This is a genomic window from Sporomusa sp. 246TCP1 (assembly GCF_057319775.1).
The window spans coordinates 2,285,988-2,304,779 of sequence record NZ_CM170492.1; the positions used below are offsets into that span (position 1 = coordinate 2,285,988).

The window sequence follows — 18,792 nt, forward strand, 5'->3', positions numbered from 1 at the left end:
CCAACTATCTCCCAACTATCTCATTTTTAAGGCGAGAAAGCTGTAGTTAGAAATTGTGCCCCCATAAGGTGGTACCCCGGCAACCCTCGTAACTCCCGTAACTCTTCGGCCTTTGCCGGAAAAAGCGTTCCGCAGGAGAAAAGCCGGGCGGTATTCCGTTAAAAAATCCGTAGTGTTTGAGCGTAGCGAGTTTACGGATTTTAGGAATATCGCCCGGCTTTTCAGTTTTTGGAGGCTTAGGGCCTAGACCTTTTGTTACTTTTGGGGCAATGCCAAAAGTAAAACTCCTCACCTTGTGTAATGACATCTGGAAACGTTCCTTTACAACTATATTGTGACAAATAAGGAACGTCAGAGTGTGCGAAAACTATTTTTCCCATTTTGTATTCCCCACTTTACTACAAGAAAAGTCATCTTTAAGACATAATACAATCAAAGATGCTTAGTAAAACAGAGACTATCCTCCACTTTTAACTAAGTTTCCCAATGACCACCAGCTGCAATTCCTAAAAATCCCGCAGGTCGATAGTCCGGAAAATTCTCTATAAACCTTTTCATAAATCTTTTTTACACACTTTCATAGAATACTATGAAGTCTATCCTTTTTGTATCTGCGCCGCGTTTCACCATTCAGCAGGCAACGACTTCAAAAAGCAGCAAGGGGACGGTGGTATTGTCCTGGTCACTAATTTTGTCATTCCGGACACTTCCACCGTCCCTTTGTCTATTTTCGCCTTCTTCCATAACGCCCGCCTTGAGAATCCGGCTTATCAGCCGCAGAAGGTTAGGGTCTTGTATGCGTTCTTGCAGACACCGCATCATCCACCCGTGGTCGACGTTGTCAAAGAATCCCTTAATGTCCGCGTCTACCACATAGCTGACCTTTTTCGTCTCAATAATTCTGCTGACTTCTTTTAGCGCGTCATGGCAGCTTCTTCCCGGCCTGAATCCATAGGAACAGTCGAGAAACTCTGTTTCGTAGATGACTGTTAGTATTTCATTGAGGGCTTTCTGCACCACTTTATCCTCGTAGGACGGGATACCTAGCGGACGCATCTTGCCGTATCCTTTTGGGATATAGACTCGCTTGACAGGTTGTGGTTTATACGCTTGCCGTTTCATTCTTCCCAGAAGATCGCTGATGTTTTCTTCTAACTGCTTACCATATTCTTCTTTGCTCATTCCATCTACGCCTAGTGCTTTATCTGCTCCTAGCGCCTAGTGAGCGGCTTTCAGGCTTTCTTCGTCAATAGCATGAATCAGGGTTTGCAATTTGACTTTTGGTCGCTGTTTGGCTAATTCGGCTATCCTTGTTAGTTTAGTTCCCAATGGTTTCTCTGCCTCCAGTGCAGCATTGTTTCACTTTTCAAGATCACTGCTTCGTAGCGCCCTTCCCTTCGCAGGCATTACCCTGCATCCTCAGTAGTATGGCACATTCCGACTCCCTGCCGTCTATTTGGCCTCCTCGTCTTCGACTTGTCCGCCATACTCTCGTTAGAGGGCGGCAGGGTCTCCCAAGTTCACACAGAGTAATGATGTGTAGCATGCCAAGACCTTTGACCCCGGGGATCTGAATTTAGCTTGCCTTTTATCGCTAAACTCAGTGTTGTCTTCTGCTGTTTCTAAGGCATCGACCTACCCATTTGGGGATTTCGGGGCTCTACATCTTCAGCTTTCGGCCTACTACCTTTCTTGCCTACGCTTAGACCTGGCGTTACCGCTTCAGTCCCAAGGCTAGATACTGAGTGGCTGGCTAAGCCTTCTCAGGCGGGATTCCCACCCGCTATACTCTGTGCGCTTCTTGGCGCACAGAAACGTCCCTTATCTCTCTTATTATCTCTCTTTTATTGTTGTTTATAAACAAAATACTTAATATGTTCAGGCAATGGAATCAAATCATATTTTATATTTGTCGGATAAACAGATAAATTATGTATTTCAGATAGTGGAATCCATGAAAAATCCAAGTCTATTCTTTTATTGCCCAACTCATCAGCAGCTTCAAAAGTTCCATAAAGTGGTATTTGTTGCTCATTACACAATGAAACTGTATAATACATACTTATTTGTTGGCAAGGTCTATTGCCCCATGGGAAAAAATTCTCACCTACCATAATTAGTTTTTCAATTTTAATATCAGCATTTATTTCTTCCTTAAACTCACGTATTAATGTTTCGGATGTTGTTTCTCCAAAACTTACATGTCCTCCAGGAATTGAATAGCCATCATCTTTTTTCGGCTTTTGCAATAGAATTTTTTCATTTTTGATTAGAATACCGGCAACACGATAAGAAAATATAAATTCATCTGTTTTAAATAAAATATCTTTACTCATTAAAATTGCCCTCCCTATATTAGTAAATAGAAATATAGGGTCTTGACTCACGTACTAAGATAAACGGCCCAAAATGGAGTTAGAGCACTGTATCATCAAAATGTTGTCAGAACCCATCAGACTATGAAAATAAAAAGAACTTCGCATGTGCTGCGAAGCCTTTTAAATATTGGTGCCGAGGACCGGAATCGAACCGGTACGGAAATTTCTTTCCGACGGATTTTAAGTCCGTTGCGTCTGCCAGTTCCGCCACCCCGGCATGTAATAATCTAGAGAAAAACCACTATTGTGGCTTTTTTGTTTTATTTGGAGGCGACACCCAGATTTGAACTGGGGAATAGAGGTTTTGCAGACCTCTGCCTTACCACTTGGCTATGTCGCCATAGTTATGGAGCGGAAAACGAGATTCGAACTCGCGACCCTCGCCTTGGCAAGGCGATGCTCTACCGCTGAGCTACTTCCGCATATTCGACGTTCGACACTAGACGCTCGATTTTCGCTATCGAAAGTCGTATGTCAAATGTCTAAGGTCGAGAATGGTGCCTCAGGACAGAATCGAACTGTCGACACGAGGATTTTCAGTCCTCTGCTCTACCGACTGAGCTACCGAGGCATAACTGTCTATAAACGCCCATCTACTTTGTTGCTCCTGCGATCCGTTGCTCAACGTACTCCCGTGTACGCCTCCGCTACGGTTCTCGTCGCGCCTAGCATATGGACATTTCTAGCCACAGCAAGGGCTAAGGTAATTGGCGACCCTGAACGGATTTGAACCGTCGATCTCCGCCGTGACAGGGCGGCATGTTAGACCGCTACACCACAGGGCCACGTGCAATCGCATTATTTAGTATATAGTAGGTTTACAAAAAAGTCAATACGCAAAAACTGCCTTTATTTTATAAGCGATGCGACGAAATTTATTATATCTTACTATCGCAGAAACGTCAAGTGGCTATTGTAAAATAAGATCACTCAGCTAGTACTTTATTAACGGTTTCTTGTACCTGCTCAGGATCAAATGGTTTAATAACAAAACCTGCTGCCCCTGCTTTGAGTGCCTCAGAAATAATACTACGCTGCCCAATGGCTGTTACCATGATGATACGCGCTACCGGGTCTTCTTCGTGAATATACTTTACCGCCTGAATTCCATCCATAACCGGCATAGTAATATCCATTGTTACCAAATCCGGTTTATACTGACGATAGAGCTGCACTCCCTGTTTGCCATCACCCCCTTCCGCAACAATCTCATGTCCCATATCCTGTAACAGTTTCTTTATCATCATTCGCATAAACGTAGAATCATCACATATTAGAACTCTGGCCATAAAACTTCCTCCTCTATTGAGCTCAACCTATTCCGCTAACTTTAACCTTATATTTTCAAGTGTCTGAATTAAATTGTCATTTAACCGTATTTCAAGATCAGGCAATGTCTTCGCATCAAAAACAGTTGTCATGATCGGCACCCGTTTCAGTCGAATTTCGCTAAAAAAATCATCCCGAAAGATGTTATAGTTTACCGTCAGATTACTCTCTGCCGCAAAGTCACTGTAATCTATTATAACATAAGATCCATTCAAAGCTTTAATTGGTTTATCTGGAGTGATAAAAAGAGTAAATCCCGCTACCTGCTCTGGCAGTTTTGTCACATAAGGCCATTCAAGAATCTTCTTGCCGGTAATTTGTGTACATACCGAAGCAGGATCAAAAACGGCTATTTGCTGTAACACTTTTTCCATACGCTCTGTCAAAACCTTTTCAAAAGCCGCCAAGTCTGGTGTAAAAAAACTTATATCACAATATTCTGTTAAGCCAATGACTACACGAACCAAAAAATCTTTTGTTGCTTCATCATACAAACCAGTAAAGCTTCGCCGGGCTTGTTGATTATTATAGGTAAAAATACGATATTGCGAACCACAAGTCATGAGTTCATTAATCAAGGTAAACCCAAAAATTTCCGGTGGCATTTTTTTTAAAAACTCCCATGCTGTCACTTGTTCAATAATTTTTTCCATGATATATAACCTCCGATTCTTCTATGACTATATTCTTGATTACATCACAAAAACCTGCAGACGAAGTAACCAAATAGTAAGTTCAGAATACTATGAAGTAACTCGATACAAGACAAAACCTTACAGCAATGGGGAGGGAAAACCATGGTAAAACGTTGGGGAGGATTAGTGGCAATCCTGCTTGTCATCACGTTACTCATTACCGCCTGCAGCCAGGCACCTGCCACGCTGGTAACTCCATTTACGGGACCGGCTTGGGCACCTGCACTCAGGGTGCTGCCACAGGAAACGATAATTAAGGTTGGTATGAAACAAGTTGTTTCTGATGCTGGAATTCTCATTGGTATGGCAAAAGGGTATTACCAGGATGTCGGCATTAAAATTGAAGCAGTCCAGTTTAACAGCGGCCAGGAAATGATTAATCAACTAGCCGCAGGTCAGTTAGATGTGGGCGCTACCGTGACGGCCTCTGGGCTGTTAAATGCAATATCCCGTGACATACCTGTTAAAATCGTTGCCGATAAAGGTATTAATATACCTGGCCAAGGTTACTACCGCTTGGTTATACGGAAGGATCTTGCCAATAGCATTATAGACTTTACGGACTTGCGTGGCAAAAAAATTGCAGTAGTTGGCACTGCCTCGCTTGACGAAATATGTCTGGCCAGGGTATTGGCTAAAGGTGATTTGACAACTAAGGATATTGATATGCAAGTCATCCGGGCATTCCCTGATATGCTTGTTTCACTAGGCAACAAAAGCATTGATGCCGCCATGGTCATTGAACCTTTTGTAACGCAAGGTATAGCCAAAGGCATTGTTGATCCCTGGAAAGATCCGTCTGAATATGATCCTGAGGCGCAAATTGCGCTATTAGTCTACGGCACAAGCATGACTACCCGGCCTGATGTGGCTAACCTCTTTATGACTGCCTATGTAAAAGCTATACGCGACTATAATGACGCCTTCTTCAAAAATAAGAACAAAGCAGAAGTAATCAAGATGCTGTGTAAGTATTCCGTAATCAAAGACCCTGCTTTATATGAAACAATGTATCCCACCGGATTAAACCCTGACGGCTACCTGCGGCTAAACGGCATTGCTGCCGACTTAGCCTGGTACAAAGAAAACAACTTGCTTAAATCGGAAATTAAACTGGAAGATGCGGTTGATAACCGCTATGTAGACTTTGCTGTAAAAACCTTGGGGAAATATCAGTGACAACCACTGATATCACCTATCTGGAGTTGGTAAATCCATGAAAACAGCCATTTCCATTCTTTCTCCATTGACTCTGTTACTGCTTTGGGAAGCTGCCGCCCATTTAGGTTTTGTTGACACCCGCTTGCTCTCAAGTCCTTCGCTCATTTTACAGTCGTTTTTTCCACTGCTCATTTCCGGCGACCTTATCTATAACACTTGGGTAAGTGTTATACGAGTTATCTGCGGCTTTCTTGCCGGTTCCATTCCGGCTATCCTGCTTGGTATGAGTATGGGCCTGTCCCCATTTGTCCGCTCTGCTATTGAACCTATGATTGCAGCTACCTATCCTATTCCCAAACTAGCCCTTATGCCGCTTATTCTCCTCATATTTGGCCTTGGAGAAACCTCCAAGATATTTACCATTGCTATTGGCGTATTTTATCTTGTGGTGATTAATACGATGGCCGGGGTTTTAAATATTGACAAAATCTATCTGGAAGTGGCCAAAAACTTTGGTGCCAGTCGCAAAGATTTTTATCTCACTGTCGCCTTACCGGGAGCATTGCCAATGATTTTTGCCGGCCTAAAGCTGGGCATGGGTATGGCTCTTATCCTGATTGTCGCCGCCGAGATGTCGGCAGCTAAGGCTGGTGTAGGCTGGATGATCTGGAGAGCCTATGATATGTTTGATATTGAGCAAATGTTTGCCGCACTAATTACGCTTTCCGTTCTTGGTTATATCTTCGCCCTAGCGCTTGACTTTCTGGAACGTCTGGTGCTTCCATGGAAACAAACCAACTAAAGGAGGTGCGGTTATGCCTTACGACAGTACCAGCATTGTTTTACGTCATATTGGCAAAGTATTTGCTAATGCCCGTGGTCAGGTTACCGCTCTGACTAACATCAATATTTCTATTGGTGATGGCGAGTTTTTTTCCATTGTCGGTCCCAGCGGTTGCGGCAAGACTACTCTGCTGCGTATTCTCGCCGGCCTGGATACAGCCACAAACGGTACTGTGACAATCAAAGTTACAACTGATGATCGTCCGATAAACTCTATGGTATTTCAGGAACAGTCAATCTTTCCCTGGCTAACTGTTATTGATAATGTTGCCTACGGCCTAAAATTACGGGGTATTTCTAAAAAAGAACGTTATCAAATTGCCGAAAAATATATTCGCATGATAGGCCTGACCAAGTTTGCCAAGGCCTATCCGCATCAGCTTTCCGGCGGTATGAAACAACGGGTAAGTGTTGCCCGGGCTTTTGCTAACGATCCCGAAATTTTACTGATGGATGAACCCTTTGGTGCTCTTGATGAACAAAACAGAATCCTGTTGCAGCAGGAATTGCTGCGGATTTGGGATGTAAGTAAGAAAACCACTGTTTTCATCACCCACAGCATCGATGAAGCGCTCTGCCTGAGTGACCGCATTTTAATTATGACTGCCCACCCTGGCACCGTAAAATCAATTGTAAATGTAGACCTGCCCCGCCCCCGCGATATTGCCTCTATCAGAACTACAATGAGGTATAACGAGTTATTCCAATCGATTTGGCTGACACTGCGGGAAGAAGTGTTGAAAGTTAAAGACAGAGAATACGCTGAGAACTAATGCAAAGAAAACACTGAGAATAATTTCTCAGTGTTTTTTGTGGCAGGGGCAGAAGGACTTGAACCCTCAACCAATGGTTTTGGAGACCACTACTCTACCAATTGAGCTATACCCCTAGAATGGAGCGGAAAACGAGATTCGAACTCGCGACCCTCGCCTTGGCAAGGCGATGCTCTACCGCTGAGCTACTTCCGCATATTCGACTTTCGACCTTAGACGTTCGATTTTCGTCTTACTTATCGAATGTCGCATGTCAAACATTGAATGTCGGGAATGGCGACCCAGATCGGATTTGAACCGACGACCTCCGCCGTGACAGGGCGGCATTCTAACCGCTAAACTACTGGGCCGTGTTATTTACTATCTCCCTGACGAGATCTAATATTACCATGCTTTTGACATAATATCAAGAGGCTTTAGCGAAATTTCTATATTTTTAATGAAAAATATTATACTGATGCATTTTCCGGTAAACAGTACTGCGGGCAACGCCCATTGCCTTAGCAACATAGCTAACATTCCCTTTGGCTTTAAATAGAAGGTCAATGATCTGCTGTCGTTCTTGCTCACTTAGATTGTGCTTCATTTTTACTGGCTCACGTAAATTATCTGTTTTTGCTATAGTGGAAGTCTGAATACTCATGCCTTTATTATCGATAATAAACTCTGGCAAATGCTCCAACCGAATTGTATCACCTTCGGTTACACTTATTGCCCTTTCGGCAATATTTTGTAATTCACGGACATTACCTGGCCAGTCATATTGTTCGAGCAACAGGTATACTTCAGAATCAACTTTAATAGTCCGTCCCAATTCATTTGCCATTTTCGTAAGGATGGAATTAAAAATAAGCAGTATATCCTCCCGTCGTTCCCGTAATGGCGGTATTTTAATAGAAATAACATTGAAGCGGTAATATAGGTCTTGGCGAAAATTACCCTTTTCGACCTCATGCGCCAAGTTCTTATTGGTAGCACAGATGATTCGCAAATCCGTAGGAATAAGCTTATTATCACCGATTCTGGTTAGTTTGCGTTCTTGTAGTACTCTGAGTAAAGTAACTTGTAGCTCCAGGGGCATGTCCCCTATCTCGTCGAGAAAAAGGGTTCCTCCTGTCGCAAATTCGAATTTTCCCGGTCTCCCGCCACGTTTAGCTCCGGTAAAAGCGCCATCTGCATAGCCGAATAATTCGCTGCCGATCAATTCTCTGGGGATAGCGCCACAGTTAACAGCTACAAAGGGACCTTTTCGCCGCGCACTCTGATTATGAATTGCTTGCGCAAAAACTTCTTTTCCTGTACCACTTTCCCCTTCGATAAGCACGTTAGACATACAACTGGCAGCTTGGGAGGCCGTTTGAATAGTCTTCAATATGGCCGGACTTTGCCCGATAATATCACTAAGCCGGAAAGCAGCCTGAGCACCGCTTAAGCGGTTAATTAGATTATGCACCTTTTTTATAGGGCGCAGTAAAATAACTCCCCCTGCTAACATTCCCTGGTCATCAAAAATTGGCCGGCCAGAGGATATACAGTGCAGCCGCCCTAAACTTGCATCATTAAAAATTTCAATATCATTATAAGCTTCCTGCCGTTCAAAAACACCTTCCACAAAGGATGCTTCACTACCGGCTAATTCATTTACAGACTTGTTGAGCAGAGCTGAACCTGACTTGCCGAAAATTTCTTCCACTACCAGATTGACTTGCCTGACAATTCCTTTATCATCAATTATCATGACTCCATCTGACATCGTGTTGAAAACGTTATCCATGCGGTTATAAGCTAATACTATTTCCCGGTTCTTTTCCCGTAATTCCAAAGTCTGATAAGCATACTTTGATATCGTATTGGCTACAGAAAAGAGAACATTAGCTGCTGCCTGAATCTTTTCTTCCGGAATAACCGGGATTTTTTTTATTTCAGCTATATATTTATCCGGGTCGACGCCGATTTCACCGGCAATTTTCAGACATTGTTCTTCATTAGGAACCGCAGTCAGAATTTGCCCCCCAAATATTGCGCCAATTGAGCTTCCGTTCAATATAATAGGAGCAACAAAATCAATTAAACCAGCATGACAATGGTACACAGCCGGCCTTCCCGTACGGATTGCTTCTGCTATCCCCAGCATATCAGCCTCCTGACAGCGCCTTCGCCCAACCTTGGTTGACCGCATGATATTTGTACAGAACTCACAAAAACGGCTTGGGCGGGTTATCGCATTACCGTCATTATCCTCAGTTAAGCTGCCCATACCGACACTTAAGGCAAAGTTATCTTGAAATTCCTGGAGAAAGGATAAATCAATAAGTTCAGTCAATCTTACTGTAGTCATTGTAAGGTCACTCCCCTCGACAGTCATTTTTCTCGGCGGCCTGAAGCCAGTTTCCACTTTAATTTTACCATTTTACATAGAAATTTGCTTTAGATAATAAATTCCAGCAAACAAATGCCTTACAGTTCAGTTTTTTGAACTGTAAGGCATGCAGTCAACCTGAGTATCTTAAATGAACCTATCACATACTTATAGCAATATATATGCCAACATTTTGAATTGAATAAGCATTTAAATTGAACCGTTTTTTATCGATACTACAAAGTCTAAAAACCATAATTGTAGTGTATTGTTGCAAGAATTCCCAAAGTGTATTACTTTCAAGCATATAAGTACACTACACACCGATACATTTTTCCGCCTAAAAGTTCAGTGAACTTTTAGGTGGAAACCCTCTTTCTCACATGCTTTAACTACATTCTCTTCTCTAATTAATTCCAGCTAATTTTTCCAATTGTTTAATCTCCTGTTTGAAGGGAGTTAAAACATCATAAAATTGTGATTCAGAGCTTTTCTCTAAGTTATGCTTTACAAAGTTAGCTAATGTTCCAGACGGTCCCAAATCAATATAGTGAAACTGATAAATTTCTTCTAGCATAAGTATGGTTTTTTGAAAACGAATTGGTTGCCTAACAATATCCCAAAAATACTCTGGCGGGATATCAGTAATACGTCCGCTCGATAAACATGATATTATTGGTATCTCAGGTGTTCTAAAAGAAAAATTGCGTAAAAACTTTTTATATTCACCTCCTGCCGGATCAATTTTTGTTGAATGAAAACCATACCTTACAGGAAGTGTTAAAAATGGAACATTTATAGCTTTTAAATGGTTTTCAATATTTAATAAATTTTCACTATATACAACGCATTAAACAATGAAAAATTAAACACAAATGCGGTCGACGGTCTTAAGCGGATTACGATTAATATCATTAATAAAAGCAAATACAGCATTAGCAATTTCCTCAACTGATTTGAAAAAAACATTGTAGATGCAGGTGCGTTTGAGCCAACCCCATACTTTTTCAATTGGATTTAGTTGTGGGCTATATGGGGGTAAAAAAACTAACTCAAGTACTTCTTTGTTTTGTTGCAAAAAAGGTTGAAGCAGTTTGGCATGATGAATGCGGGCATTGTCCAAAATCATCACGATTTTTTGACCAGGATATTTCTCAAGCACCAATTGCAAAAATGCGAGAAATTGCTGTGCATCATAACTGGTAGAGTGACTACATACTACTTCTCCGGTTTCATAATCTAATACGCCGATTAGCTTTACACCACTGTGTTTTCCGTAGGTTGGAACTATTCTTTGCTTTCCTTTAGGAAACCAAGTCCGAAAAATGGCTTGATAGTCCCTAATCATGCACTCATCTTGAAACAGCAGACGGTCGATTGTACCATGCAAAAGCGAATCTTTCAGTTCATAAAGTTTTTTTAAACTCTTCTTGTTTTTGAGGATTTGCATTAGCCAGAGTGTATGTGGGCCGGGTACAGCTAAATCCAAGGCTATGCAACAAATTTAACGTACCGCGTATACTGTAAGTTACACCAAAAGTTTTCTCAATCCATTGCTGCAGTAAGGGAGCTGTCCAGTTCATTTCTACCGAAAATCCAGCGTCTTTTGGAACGTGATGTGCAACCATATCATACACTTGTTGGCATTGCTCTTCGCTTAAAAAGGTTGGCCGGCCTGGCGAATGGTTCATTCGTAAGCCTTTTAATCCGCAATTAACATAAAGATTAATATATCGATAGACTGTGCTAAGAGCCCGCCCAGTTATTTGAGAAATTGTTTCTTTTGAATACCCTTGCAAATACAGGTAAATCGTTTGATAACGTTCCTGCATCCGCGAATTCTTACATGACTTCATTTTTCTTTTGAGGCGTTTGACTCTTCGATGGATTACTTCTGATGGTAATTGGCGGATGTCTCGCATGTGTCTACCCCTTCGTCATGAATTAATTGACAAAGGATTTCGCCATAAAATCCAAAAACCATTTTCTTAACAAATAATAATTATCAATAGTTGCTTCTTTTTGATATTTTTTTACTCTTTAATGCGTCATATATAGCACCAGAAATGACAAAATGAGAAGAAAAATTTACTGCAGCTAATTCTGAGTAACGGAAAATTACAGAGGACTGTTTATACAATTCCGGATTATTAATAACTGCTACCATCCTGCCGGTTTGACAATGGTCCCTAATTAACTCCACCTGCTTCAGAATACAATCTAACGCATCCGTTAGTGAAATAATTCCCGCAACTGCTGCTGCGGTAACCTCTCCTAAACTTGCCCCTAAAACATAATCAGGATTAATTCCAAGTTCGACTAATACACGTGCCAAAGAATATTCCACCATAAAAATTGCCGGATGAGTGTATAAAAGGTTATCAAATTTATCCGCTTTGCTTTTGGCAGGATTGTAAATTTCATCAATAATTGAAATACCAGCACTTTGATGCACCATGTCATTCAAATGGGATAACCAGTGTCTAAATACGGTATTTTGATGATAGAGTTCTCTGCCCATATGGTAATACTGCGCTCCTTGACCTGAAAACATAAAAACAATAGGTTTTCTCAATCACCATCATCCTCTTTCTTCATCAAGGTTAAGGGTTCATGGTACCATCGCATTATGATCGGTATCTTGTACTACAGCCTTATTTTGATTCACATTGAACCATGCCGCATACATGGTCGGCAAGACCAGCAGTGTTAACACAGTGGCCCCAAATAATCCGCCTGCGATGGCTACAGCCATAGGACCCCAAAAATTGCTTAGCACCAAGGGAATCATCCCCAGCATGGCTGTTACGGCAGTGAGCATAATGGGGCGAAACCTTTGTACCGCAGAGTCGATAATTGCATCCCAAGGTGTTGCTCCAGCTGCAATGTGCTTTTCAATCTGATCCACCAGAATTACTGAGTTTCGTATGATCATACCGGAAAGAGCCAAAATGCCAAGTTGAGCCACAAAACCCATTGGGCGCTGCGTCAATATCATTGAGAGACTAACCCCAATAATACCCAACGGAGCGGTTAATATCGTCAAAATCACCAGTGACATTTTCTCAAACTGCAACATTAATAAGGTAAGAATAATTAACATCATAATTGGCACAGGCAGCGCCAGGTATTCCTGGGATGAAATACTTCTTTCGAGTGAACCGCCAATATCGATGTTATAACCTAAAGGTAAATTATTACGGATATCGTTTAGCTCTTTATATACTTGCTTAGTTGCGTCATTTCCAGTAATTCCTGATACTACCTCGGCCTGCACGGTTATGGTTGGTTTAAGATTACGACGCCAAATTAAGCCTTCTTCAGCCTCAAAGTGGATTCGGGCAATTTGCTCCAGTGGAACAAATTGGCCATTACCGATATGAATAGGCATATCTTTTATATGGGCTAAATCTTTTCTATTCTGAGAGTCCATACGACAAACAATGCCAATTGTTTGGTCCCGTTCCCGAAATTCTGCCACCTTCGCTCCAGATATCTGGTTTTGCAAAGCCGATGCCAATGCCTGACTATTTATTCCAAGTATACGCGCTTTGTCCTGATCAATCTCTAAATGCATGACTTTAATTTTTTCATTCCAGTTAACATTTATATTGCGTAGCCATAAATTTTGCGCCATGATCTCACTTACCTGGTTAGAAATTTCCTTTACTTTTGCATGCTCATATCCTGACACTCTAAACATGACAGGATAGTCCGCAGGCGGGCCGGTCTGGATTAAATTGATATGCCCACGTACATTATCAAATTTTTCCGCAAACAATTTATTGATTTTTTGCATCAATTCTGCACGTGTTTTTATATCTTTAGCCACAATAATAAACTGGGCATAATTGTTAGCCTGAGGCATTGCTTCCATACATATTACTAACCTGGGTGCACCCTGACCAACATAATAACTGTAACTGCTAATATTGGTATCGTCAGTAAGATATTCAGCAAATCTCTGGGCCTCATATTCGGTTGACTGGAGGGAAGACCCTTCAGGTAAGGTCAATTCAACAATAAGTTCAGGACGCATGGATGGCGGAAAAAATTCCTCTCTTACGAATTGCAGTAAACCAATAGCCCCGAGAAAACAGACCATCGTTATACCAAGCACCAGTTTTCGATGACCTAAACACCATGTAAGAATCTGCCGGAACAGCTGATAAAATTTCGCATCATACACAGCATAACCATCTTTTTCGCCAGGCTTTGACTTAATTAGTTTATACCCCAATAAAGGAGTTACCAGAACAGATACAAACCATGATATCAGTAAGGCGATGGTAACAACTTTGAAAATACTGCTCGTGAAATCTGCTGAATCACCTTTAGCCAGTCCTAAGGGAATGAAGCCTGCACACGTAATAAGCGTTCCTGTCAGCATTGGAAAAGCAGTAGCCGTATACGCGTAGCAAGCAGCCTTAGCCCGGTCCCAGCCTTGCTCCATTTTAACTGACATCATTTCTAAGGAAATGATAGCGTCATCTACCATTAATCCCAAGGCAATAATTAATGATCCTAATGAGATCTTATGTAAATCAATATCTGCTATTCTCATACATATAAATACGCCAGCGAAAATCAGTGGCATGCCTACAGCTACAACAAGTCCTGAACGTATGCCAAGACTAAAAAAGCAGACAACCAGTACAATGATTACAGCCTCACCCAGTGTTTTAACAAATTCGCCAATTGATTCTTCAACCACTCTGGGTTGATTTGACACTTGGCTAATTGTAAACCCTACCGGTAAATTCTGTTTAATCCTGGTTATAGTTTTATTCAGATCTTTACCCAGATTTAGTATATTACCGCCATTTTCCATTGATACCGCAAGACCGACTGCCGCTTGACCATTATAAAACATCTTTGGCTCAATTGGATCAGCATAATTTCGCTGTATATTTGCGATATCAGCTAATCTGATTGTATGGTTATTGGCACGAATAGGTAAATTACGAATACTCTCAATATCGTCAAACATCCCCGTGACACGTAAATAAATATTATCTGACGATGTTTCGATTGATCCTGAAGCTGCCATAGCATCTTGGGTTTGAATAGCGCTTATAATGGAATTTGGATCAATTCCAAGCTGAGCCAGCTTGCTGCTTTCGATTTCAATAAAGATTCTTTCTGTTTGGACCCCTATCAGATCAACTTTCTTCACGCTTTGTACGCCCAATAAAATCCGCCGTATTTGTTCAGCCTTTTTTCGCATTTCCTCATAGGTAAATTCATCAGAAGTCAATGCATAAATGTTACCAAACACATCATCAAACCGATCATTAAAATATGGCCCCTCAATGCCTTGCGGTAACGTATGCCTGATATCATTTACCATATTGCGCACTTCCAGCCAGATTGGACGGATATCCTTGGGATTCACAGTTTCTTTTAAATTGACATAAATCAATGCTTGTCCTGGACGTGAATAACTTCTTATATAGTCCAGCTTAGGTGTATCCTGCAGTTTTTTTTCAATTTTATCAGTAACCTGTTCTTCTACCTGACGCGCGTTAGCCCCTGGCCACTCTATAGAAACAAGCATTGTGTGGAGTACCATATCAGGTTCTTCCATTCGTCCTAATTGAACATAGGAGAAGCTCCCTACTAGCAGTATAACCACAATGAAATAGTATACCAGTTGTTTATGCTGCAGGGCCCATTCTGTTAAATTGATATTCTTCATAAGACATCACCTGCAATACGCACTCTTTGCCCTTCGCGCAACTTATGCACTCCTGACGTGACGATAACCGCACCTGCTTGCAGCCCTTCAACAACCTGAACTTTTCCATCACCAATGGTACCAATTGTAATGGGACTTAGATTAACTATGTCGTTATTGACAACCCAAATATACGGCTGATCTTGTGTCTGATAAATCGCCGTCACTGGAATATATAATGTCTTTTTACTGTTAGGATCTGTAATTGTGACATTAGCTGTCATGCCTAGCTTAATGCTCTGCGGAGCATCAGGCAGGCTGATACGCACTTTATAGGTCCGGGATATCTTATCCGCCATCGGTGAGATTTCTCTTACTTCTCCATTTACTACAACATTTGGCAGTGCCCAAAATGTGACATATACTTGTTGTACATTACGAACTTCTTCGATACGATTCTCCGGAATACTGATTTCTACTTCCAATGCGCCGTCCTTGACAAGCGTAATAATCGACTGTCCGGCACTTACCACTTGATTGATTTCAGCATTGATGCCGGAAATCACTCCCGGACTATCAGCATAGAGACTGCTGTAATCCATTTGATTGGCGCTTTGTGCATATTGGGCCAACGCTTTGTTGCGATCAGCCACGGCAGTGTCATAAGCAGTTTGATACTGATCGTACTGTGCCCGGCTAATAGCATTTTGTTCATATAACTGCTTGTAGCGCGCAAGGTTACTCCCAGCAAGTGCTACTTGTGATTCGGCAGAGTTTACCTGAGCTGAATTAATATTCAGAGTCTGTTGAATATCTTTTGGTTCAATTTGCATTAGAACATCACCAGGTTTGACTACACTCCCCAAATCCACATTTCGTTTAATAATCTTTCCGTTTACCTGAAAAGCCAGCTGGCTTTCATAACGACCGCGTACCTCGCCGGAATAGTTAGAATTTATACTATAGAAATTCTCTTCAACAATTTGCGTACGCACTGCTGAAATTTCCTCTGTTACAGGCTGCGGTTTAGAACATCCGCTTAGGTTTGCACCTATCAACAGAATCAAGCAAATATAAACTCCCACAACGTATCGTCGTGGTTTTTCTGATTTTGTCACACAAGCCCCCCCTCTCATCCGTTTTATTTACCTATTTTCAAAATAAAAGGGCAAGGTTATTACCCTACCCCATGTAACCAAGCAATCAACTAAGAATGTTTATTTTTTTCGATAAATGAAGAAATTAACTTTCTGGCAATGCTAAATGGAATAGGTTTAAGTTTGATTCGCGGAATGTCATCAACTGTATACCAATCTGCATGTAGAAGTTCATTACGTTCGATGTTAAGATCACCTTTATCATACTCTGCATTAAATGCCAGCATCAGGGAATGGGGAAATGGCCACGGCTGATTTCCAAAATAAGTTATATTTTTTATTTCAATACCTACCTCCTCTCTGGCTTCCCTTTTTAAACATTCCTCCAGCGTTTCTCCAGCCTCCACAAATCCGGCAACAACTGTATAAAAATCGGTTTTTAGATTCTTTACTAACAGAATCTTGTCTCCCTTTGTTATTGATAATATCACTGCTGGAGACAAACGGGGAAAAGACATATAACCACATTTTGGGCAGACTTTAGCGCGTTCATCTGCTTTCGTTACGGTAGGTTCACCGCATTTTCCGCAGAATTGATGTGTCTCATCCCAAGTGATTATCTGTATTGCACAACCTGCAACCCTAAACATATTGTCTTCAATTTGACCATATAAGTCCATAAGTCCTTGAAATTCCATATTACCTGGCACTAATTGCCCGGCAGCATATACTGCTGTATAGCATGCCTGTTCGCCTATGTTGCCAATGTAATGCCTATTTGTAAGTTTAATTTTACTACTATCAAGATCATCTGAAGATGGAATCGCAAAACCTCCGTCCACTTTTTTTACCAACAACTTATTCTGCTGGAATAAAAAATAATATACCGGTTCATCAGTCTGTTCTGGCGGAACACATCCAGATTTAAAGTTCATTATGCTCTCCTCTTTTCATATTATAAATATCACTGCAGATTTATTTCATTGTATCCTTATTATGGATATTCTGTCAATAAAAAGTGGTGCAATATTCTATTATCTGGCAAAAAATTATTCGACCGAGCTGATTCAGGCTGATCAACCTGTTGTTGTGGAGCGCCAGTCAGCGGTGATAGTCCAGGTATTTTTTTCCTGCCGTAAACGCCGCGCCTGGAATATCACATTTTCTAATAGACGGTGATGGTTTGCTGATAACCAGGGTCCTTCCAACTCCAGGCCGGCAAAAGGAATATCATATTGATGAGATAAGGCTCGAATAAAAGCTTGACCATTTATGGATGGTTGACAGGTGAACAAAGCTATATTAACGAGTCCGTCGAAAACTCCTGTCTCAATTGAACTTAGATACTTCCCTACCGCAACACTTGCCTCAGTAAAAACATTGTCGTTTATTAACCGGTGACCTTCTTTTAAAATATTTGTATAGGATACATGTTTATCATATACAATACCTGAACCTTGAATCGCTTTACGAAACCGTTGATTCATGAAATCAGCAAGCTGTAATGTAAAACACGAAGATATGGCAAGATTGCCTTCCTGGGCGTCTTGCGGGGAATTAAAGGAAGAAGAAATTATTGATCCTAAATTAAATTGCTGTTCTAAGCTGTCATACCCCTTTTTAAATCCATAGCTTCTGGCGCAATCGGAAAAAAGATAGAGTAGAAATTCGTGAAATCCCACGATTTTGGGAATGATTCCCTGTTGGCTGCAATATGTGATTAACGGTTCCCGGATAAAAGCCATAGAGCCCCCGCCAAACAACAGTACTTTTGGCGTTTCATCCAGTGTGGCTTTTAAAGGGATTTTTCTTATCTTCCTGGCCCATTCTTCCAAGGAGCTTTCCAGTTCCTGCATCCCTTTATGAAGATTAGGGACAACTTTGAGCATTTCTTCATGGAATATTCCAGATGCTTCTTCCTTATCAAGTGAGATGATTTTTAAAGCCCATTCTGCTTCATCAAATAAATCGCCCAAAACAAAAGCGGTTACTATATCCTTGCCAAATTCAAGTCCTTGTCCAAGATAATTGTTTTCCAAAGTAGTAAAAACAGAATAAAGGACATTAGGGTTTCCTATCCTTTCCGAAAAAACTTCCCAGGCATCAGGCCAGGCGCCAATTTGACAAGGACAGGCATGTTCAACCCCCCAATAGACAAATAGATCATCTTTCACATAATTTTTGGCAATATCCTCATAGTACATTCCTGCAAATAAATTCAGTGATGGACATTCCCTGCCAGAACATAATAGCTTAGAATAGTACATCATATCGAAGGTTGGTTCTAAAAATCTGACACGCCAGCCCCGCTGTTCAAAGATGCTTTTAAGAAAAGGTGTTGCATTAAACATATACTGGTTAATCGGCCAAATGTGTTCTACTTGCTGGTCACCGAAAGTAAATTTATTACCATTACCATCAATAATATGAGTGAAATCCTCCGAGAAAGAAGCAGCCTTAAAATTTTGGTTCATCATTCT

At 41.3% G+C, this 18,792-nt stretch carries 14 protein-coding genes and 8 tRNA genes; 3 read left to right on the forward strand and 19 right to left on the reverse strand.

Going from position 1 to position 18,792, the window contains the following annotated elements; genetic code table 11:
* Positions 1–630: 630 nt before the first annotated feature.
* The 9 genes from AC1ECB_RS11050 to AC1ECB_RS11090 all read right to left on the reverse strand — a co-directional run bounded on the left by AC1ECB_RS11050 (position 631) and on the right by AC1ECB_RS11090 (position 4,360).
* On the reverse strand, positions 631–1,182 hold the full coding sequence (locus AC1ECB_RS11050; RefSeq protein WP_485668746.1) for a reverse transcriptase domain-containing protein: 552 nt from the start codon (positions 1,180–1,182) through the stop codon (positions 631–633).
* 662 nt (positions 1,183–1,844) lie between these two features.
* Complete coding sequence (locus AC1ECB_RS11055) at positions 1,845–2,336, reverse strand: NUDIX hydrolase (RefSeq protein WP_485668747.1); 492 nt, start codon at positions 2,334–2,336, stop codon at positions 1,845–1,847.
* Positions 2,337–2,506: 170 nt separating this feature from the next.
* Positions 2,507–2,595 (reverse strand) — tRNA-Leu (locus AC1ECB_RS11060).
* 48 nt (positions 2,596–2,643) lie between these two features.
* Positions 2,644–2,718, reverse strand: a tRNA-Cys gene (locus AC1ECB_RS11065).
* Positions 2,719–2,725: 7 nt separating this feature from the next.
* Positions 2,726–2,800 (reverse strand) — tRNA-Gly (locus AC1ECB_RS11070).
* Positions 2,801–2,873: 73 nt separating this feature from the next.
* Positions 2,874–2,949, reverse strand: a tRNA-Phe gene (locus AC1ECB_RS11075).
* A 137-nt stretch (positions 2,950–3,086) separates the two neighbouring features.
* Positions 3,087–3,163, reverse strand: a tRNA-Asp gene (locus AC1ECB_RS11080).
* Positions 3,164–3,304: 141 nt separating this feature from the next.
* A complete protein-coding gene (locus AC1ECB_RS11085; protein WP_485668748.1) occupies positions 3,305–3,667 on the reverse strand; it encodes a response regulator in 363 nt (120 codons plus the stop codon).
* Between the two features lie 27 nt (positions 3,668–3,694).
* Positions 3,695–4,360, reverse strand: coding sequence for a hypothetical protein (locus AC1ECB_RS11090; protein ID WP_485668749.1), 666 nt, complete (start codon positions 4,358–4,360; stop codon positions 3,695–3,697).
* 144 nt (positions 4,361–4,504) lie between these two features.
* Here AC1ECB_RS11090 and AC1ECB_RS11095 point away from each other — a divergent pair, with 144 nt between their 5' ends.
* Genes AC1ECB_RS11095 through AC1ECB_RS11105 form a run of 3 tightly spaced genes read left to right on the forward strand, consistent with a single transcriptional unit; the run spans position 4,505 to position 7,179 of the window.
* Complete coding sequence (locus tag AC1ECB_RS11095; RefSeq protein WP_485668750.1) at positions 4,505–5,581, forward strand: ABC transporter substrate-binding protein; 1,077 nt, start codon at positions 4,505–4,507, stop codon at positions 5,579–5,581.
* 37 nt (positions 5,582–5,618) lie between these two features.
* A complete protein-coding gene (locus AC1ECB_RS11100) occupies positions 5,619–6,365 on the forward strand; it encodes an ABC transporter permease (RefSeq protein WP_485668751.1) in 747 nt (248 codons plus the stop codon).
* Between the two features lie 13 nt (positions 6,366–6,378).
* The gene (locus AC1ECB_RS11105) at positions 6,379–7,179 is read left to right on the forward strand and encodes an ABC transporter ATP-binding protein (RefSeq protein ID WP_485668752.1); all 801 of its coding nucleotides are present in this window, start codon (positions 6,379–6,381) and stop codon (positions 7,177–7,179) included.
* A 40-nt stretch (positions 7,180–7,219) separates the two neighbouring features.
* Here AC1ECB_RS11105 and AC1ECB_RS11110 read toward each other — a convergent pair.
* The 10 genes from AC1ECB_RS11110 to AC1ECB_RS11155 form a co-directional block, all read right to left on the reverse strand.
* Positions 7,220–7,295 (reverse strand) — tRNA-Trp (locus AC1ECB_RS11110).
* A gap of 4 nt (positions 7,296–7,299) precedes the next feature.
* Positions 7,300–7,374, reverse strand: a tRNA-Gly gene (locus tag AC1ECB_RS11115).
* Between the two features lie 79 nt (positions 7,375–7,453).
* Positions 7,454–7,529, reverse strand: a tRNA-Asp gene (locus AC1ECB_RS11120).
* An 86-nt stretch (positions 7,530–7,615) separates the two neighbouring features.
* Positions 7,616–9,517, reverse strand: coding sequence for a sigma 54-interacting transcriptional regulator (locus AC1ECB_RS11125; protein WP_485668753.1), 1,902 nt, complete (start codon positions 9,515–9,517; stop codon positions 7,616–7,618).
* A gap of 886 nt (positions 9,518–10,403) precedes the next feature.
* Positions 10,404–11,460, reverse strand: a protein-coding gene (locus AC1ECB_RS11130; RefSeq protein WP_485665795.1) for an IS630 family transposase whose coding sequence is annotated in 2 segments (ribosomal slippage) — positions 10,404–10,953 and positions 10,952–11,460 — 1,059 coding nt in all. Because the reading frame shifts where the segments join, the coding sequence is not laid out codon by codon here.
* An 83-nt stretch (positions 11,461–11,543) separates the two neighbouring features.
* Positions 11,544–12,113, reverse strand: a complete 570-nt coding sequence (locus AC1ECB_RS11135; RefSeq protein WP_485668754.1) for an acyltransferase domain-containing protein — start codon at positions 12,111–12,113, stop codon at positions 11,544–11,546.
* A 36-nt stretch (positions 12,114–12,149) separates the two neighbouring features.
* Positions 12,150–15,236, reverse strand: coding sequence for an efflux RND transporter permease subunit (locus AC1ECB_RS11140; RefSeq protein ID WP_485668755.1), 3,087 nt, complete (start codon positions 15,234–15,236; stop codon positions 12,150–12,152).
* On the reverse strand, positions 15,233–16,333 hold the full coding sequence (locus AC1ECB_RS11145; RefSeq protein ID WP_485668756.1) for an efflux RND transporter periplasmic adaptor subunit: 1,101 nt from the start codon (positions 16,331–16,333) through the stop codon (positions 15,233–15,235). Before AC1ECB_RS11145 ends, AC1ECB_RS11140 begins: the two co-directional genes overlap by 4 nt.
* 89 nt (positions 16,334–16,422) lie before the next feature.
* Positions 16,423–17,247 (reverse strand): NAD(+) diphosphatase, encoded by an 825-nt coding sequence (gene nudC / locus AC1ECB_RS11150; protein ID WP_485668757.1) that lies wholly within the window; start codon positions 17,245–17,247, stop codon positions 16,423–16,425.
* 141 nt (positions 17,248–17,388) lie between these two features.
* Complete coding sequence (locus tag AC1ECB_RS11155; RefSeq protein WP_485668758.1) at positions 17,389–18,789, reverse strand: hypothetical protein; 1,401 nt, start codon at positions 18,787–18,789, stop codon at positions 17,389–17,391.
* Between the last annotated feature and the right edge of the window lie 3 nt (positions 18,790–18,792).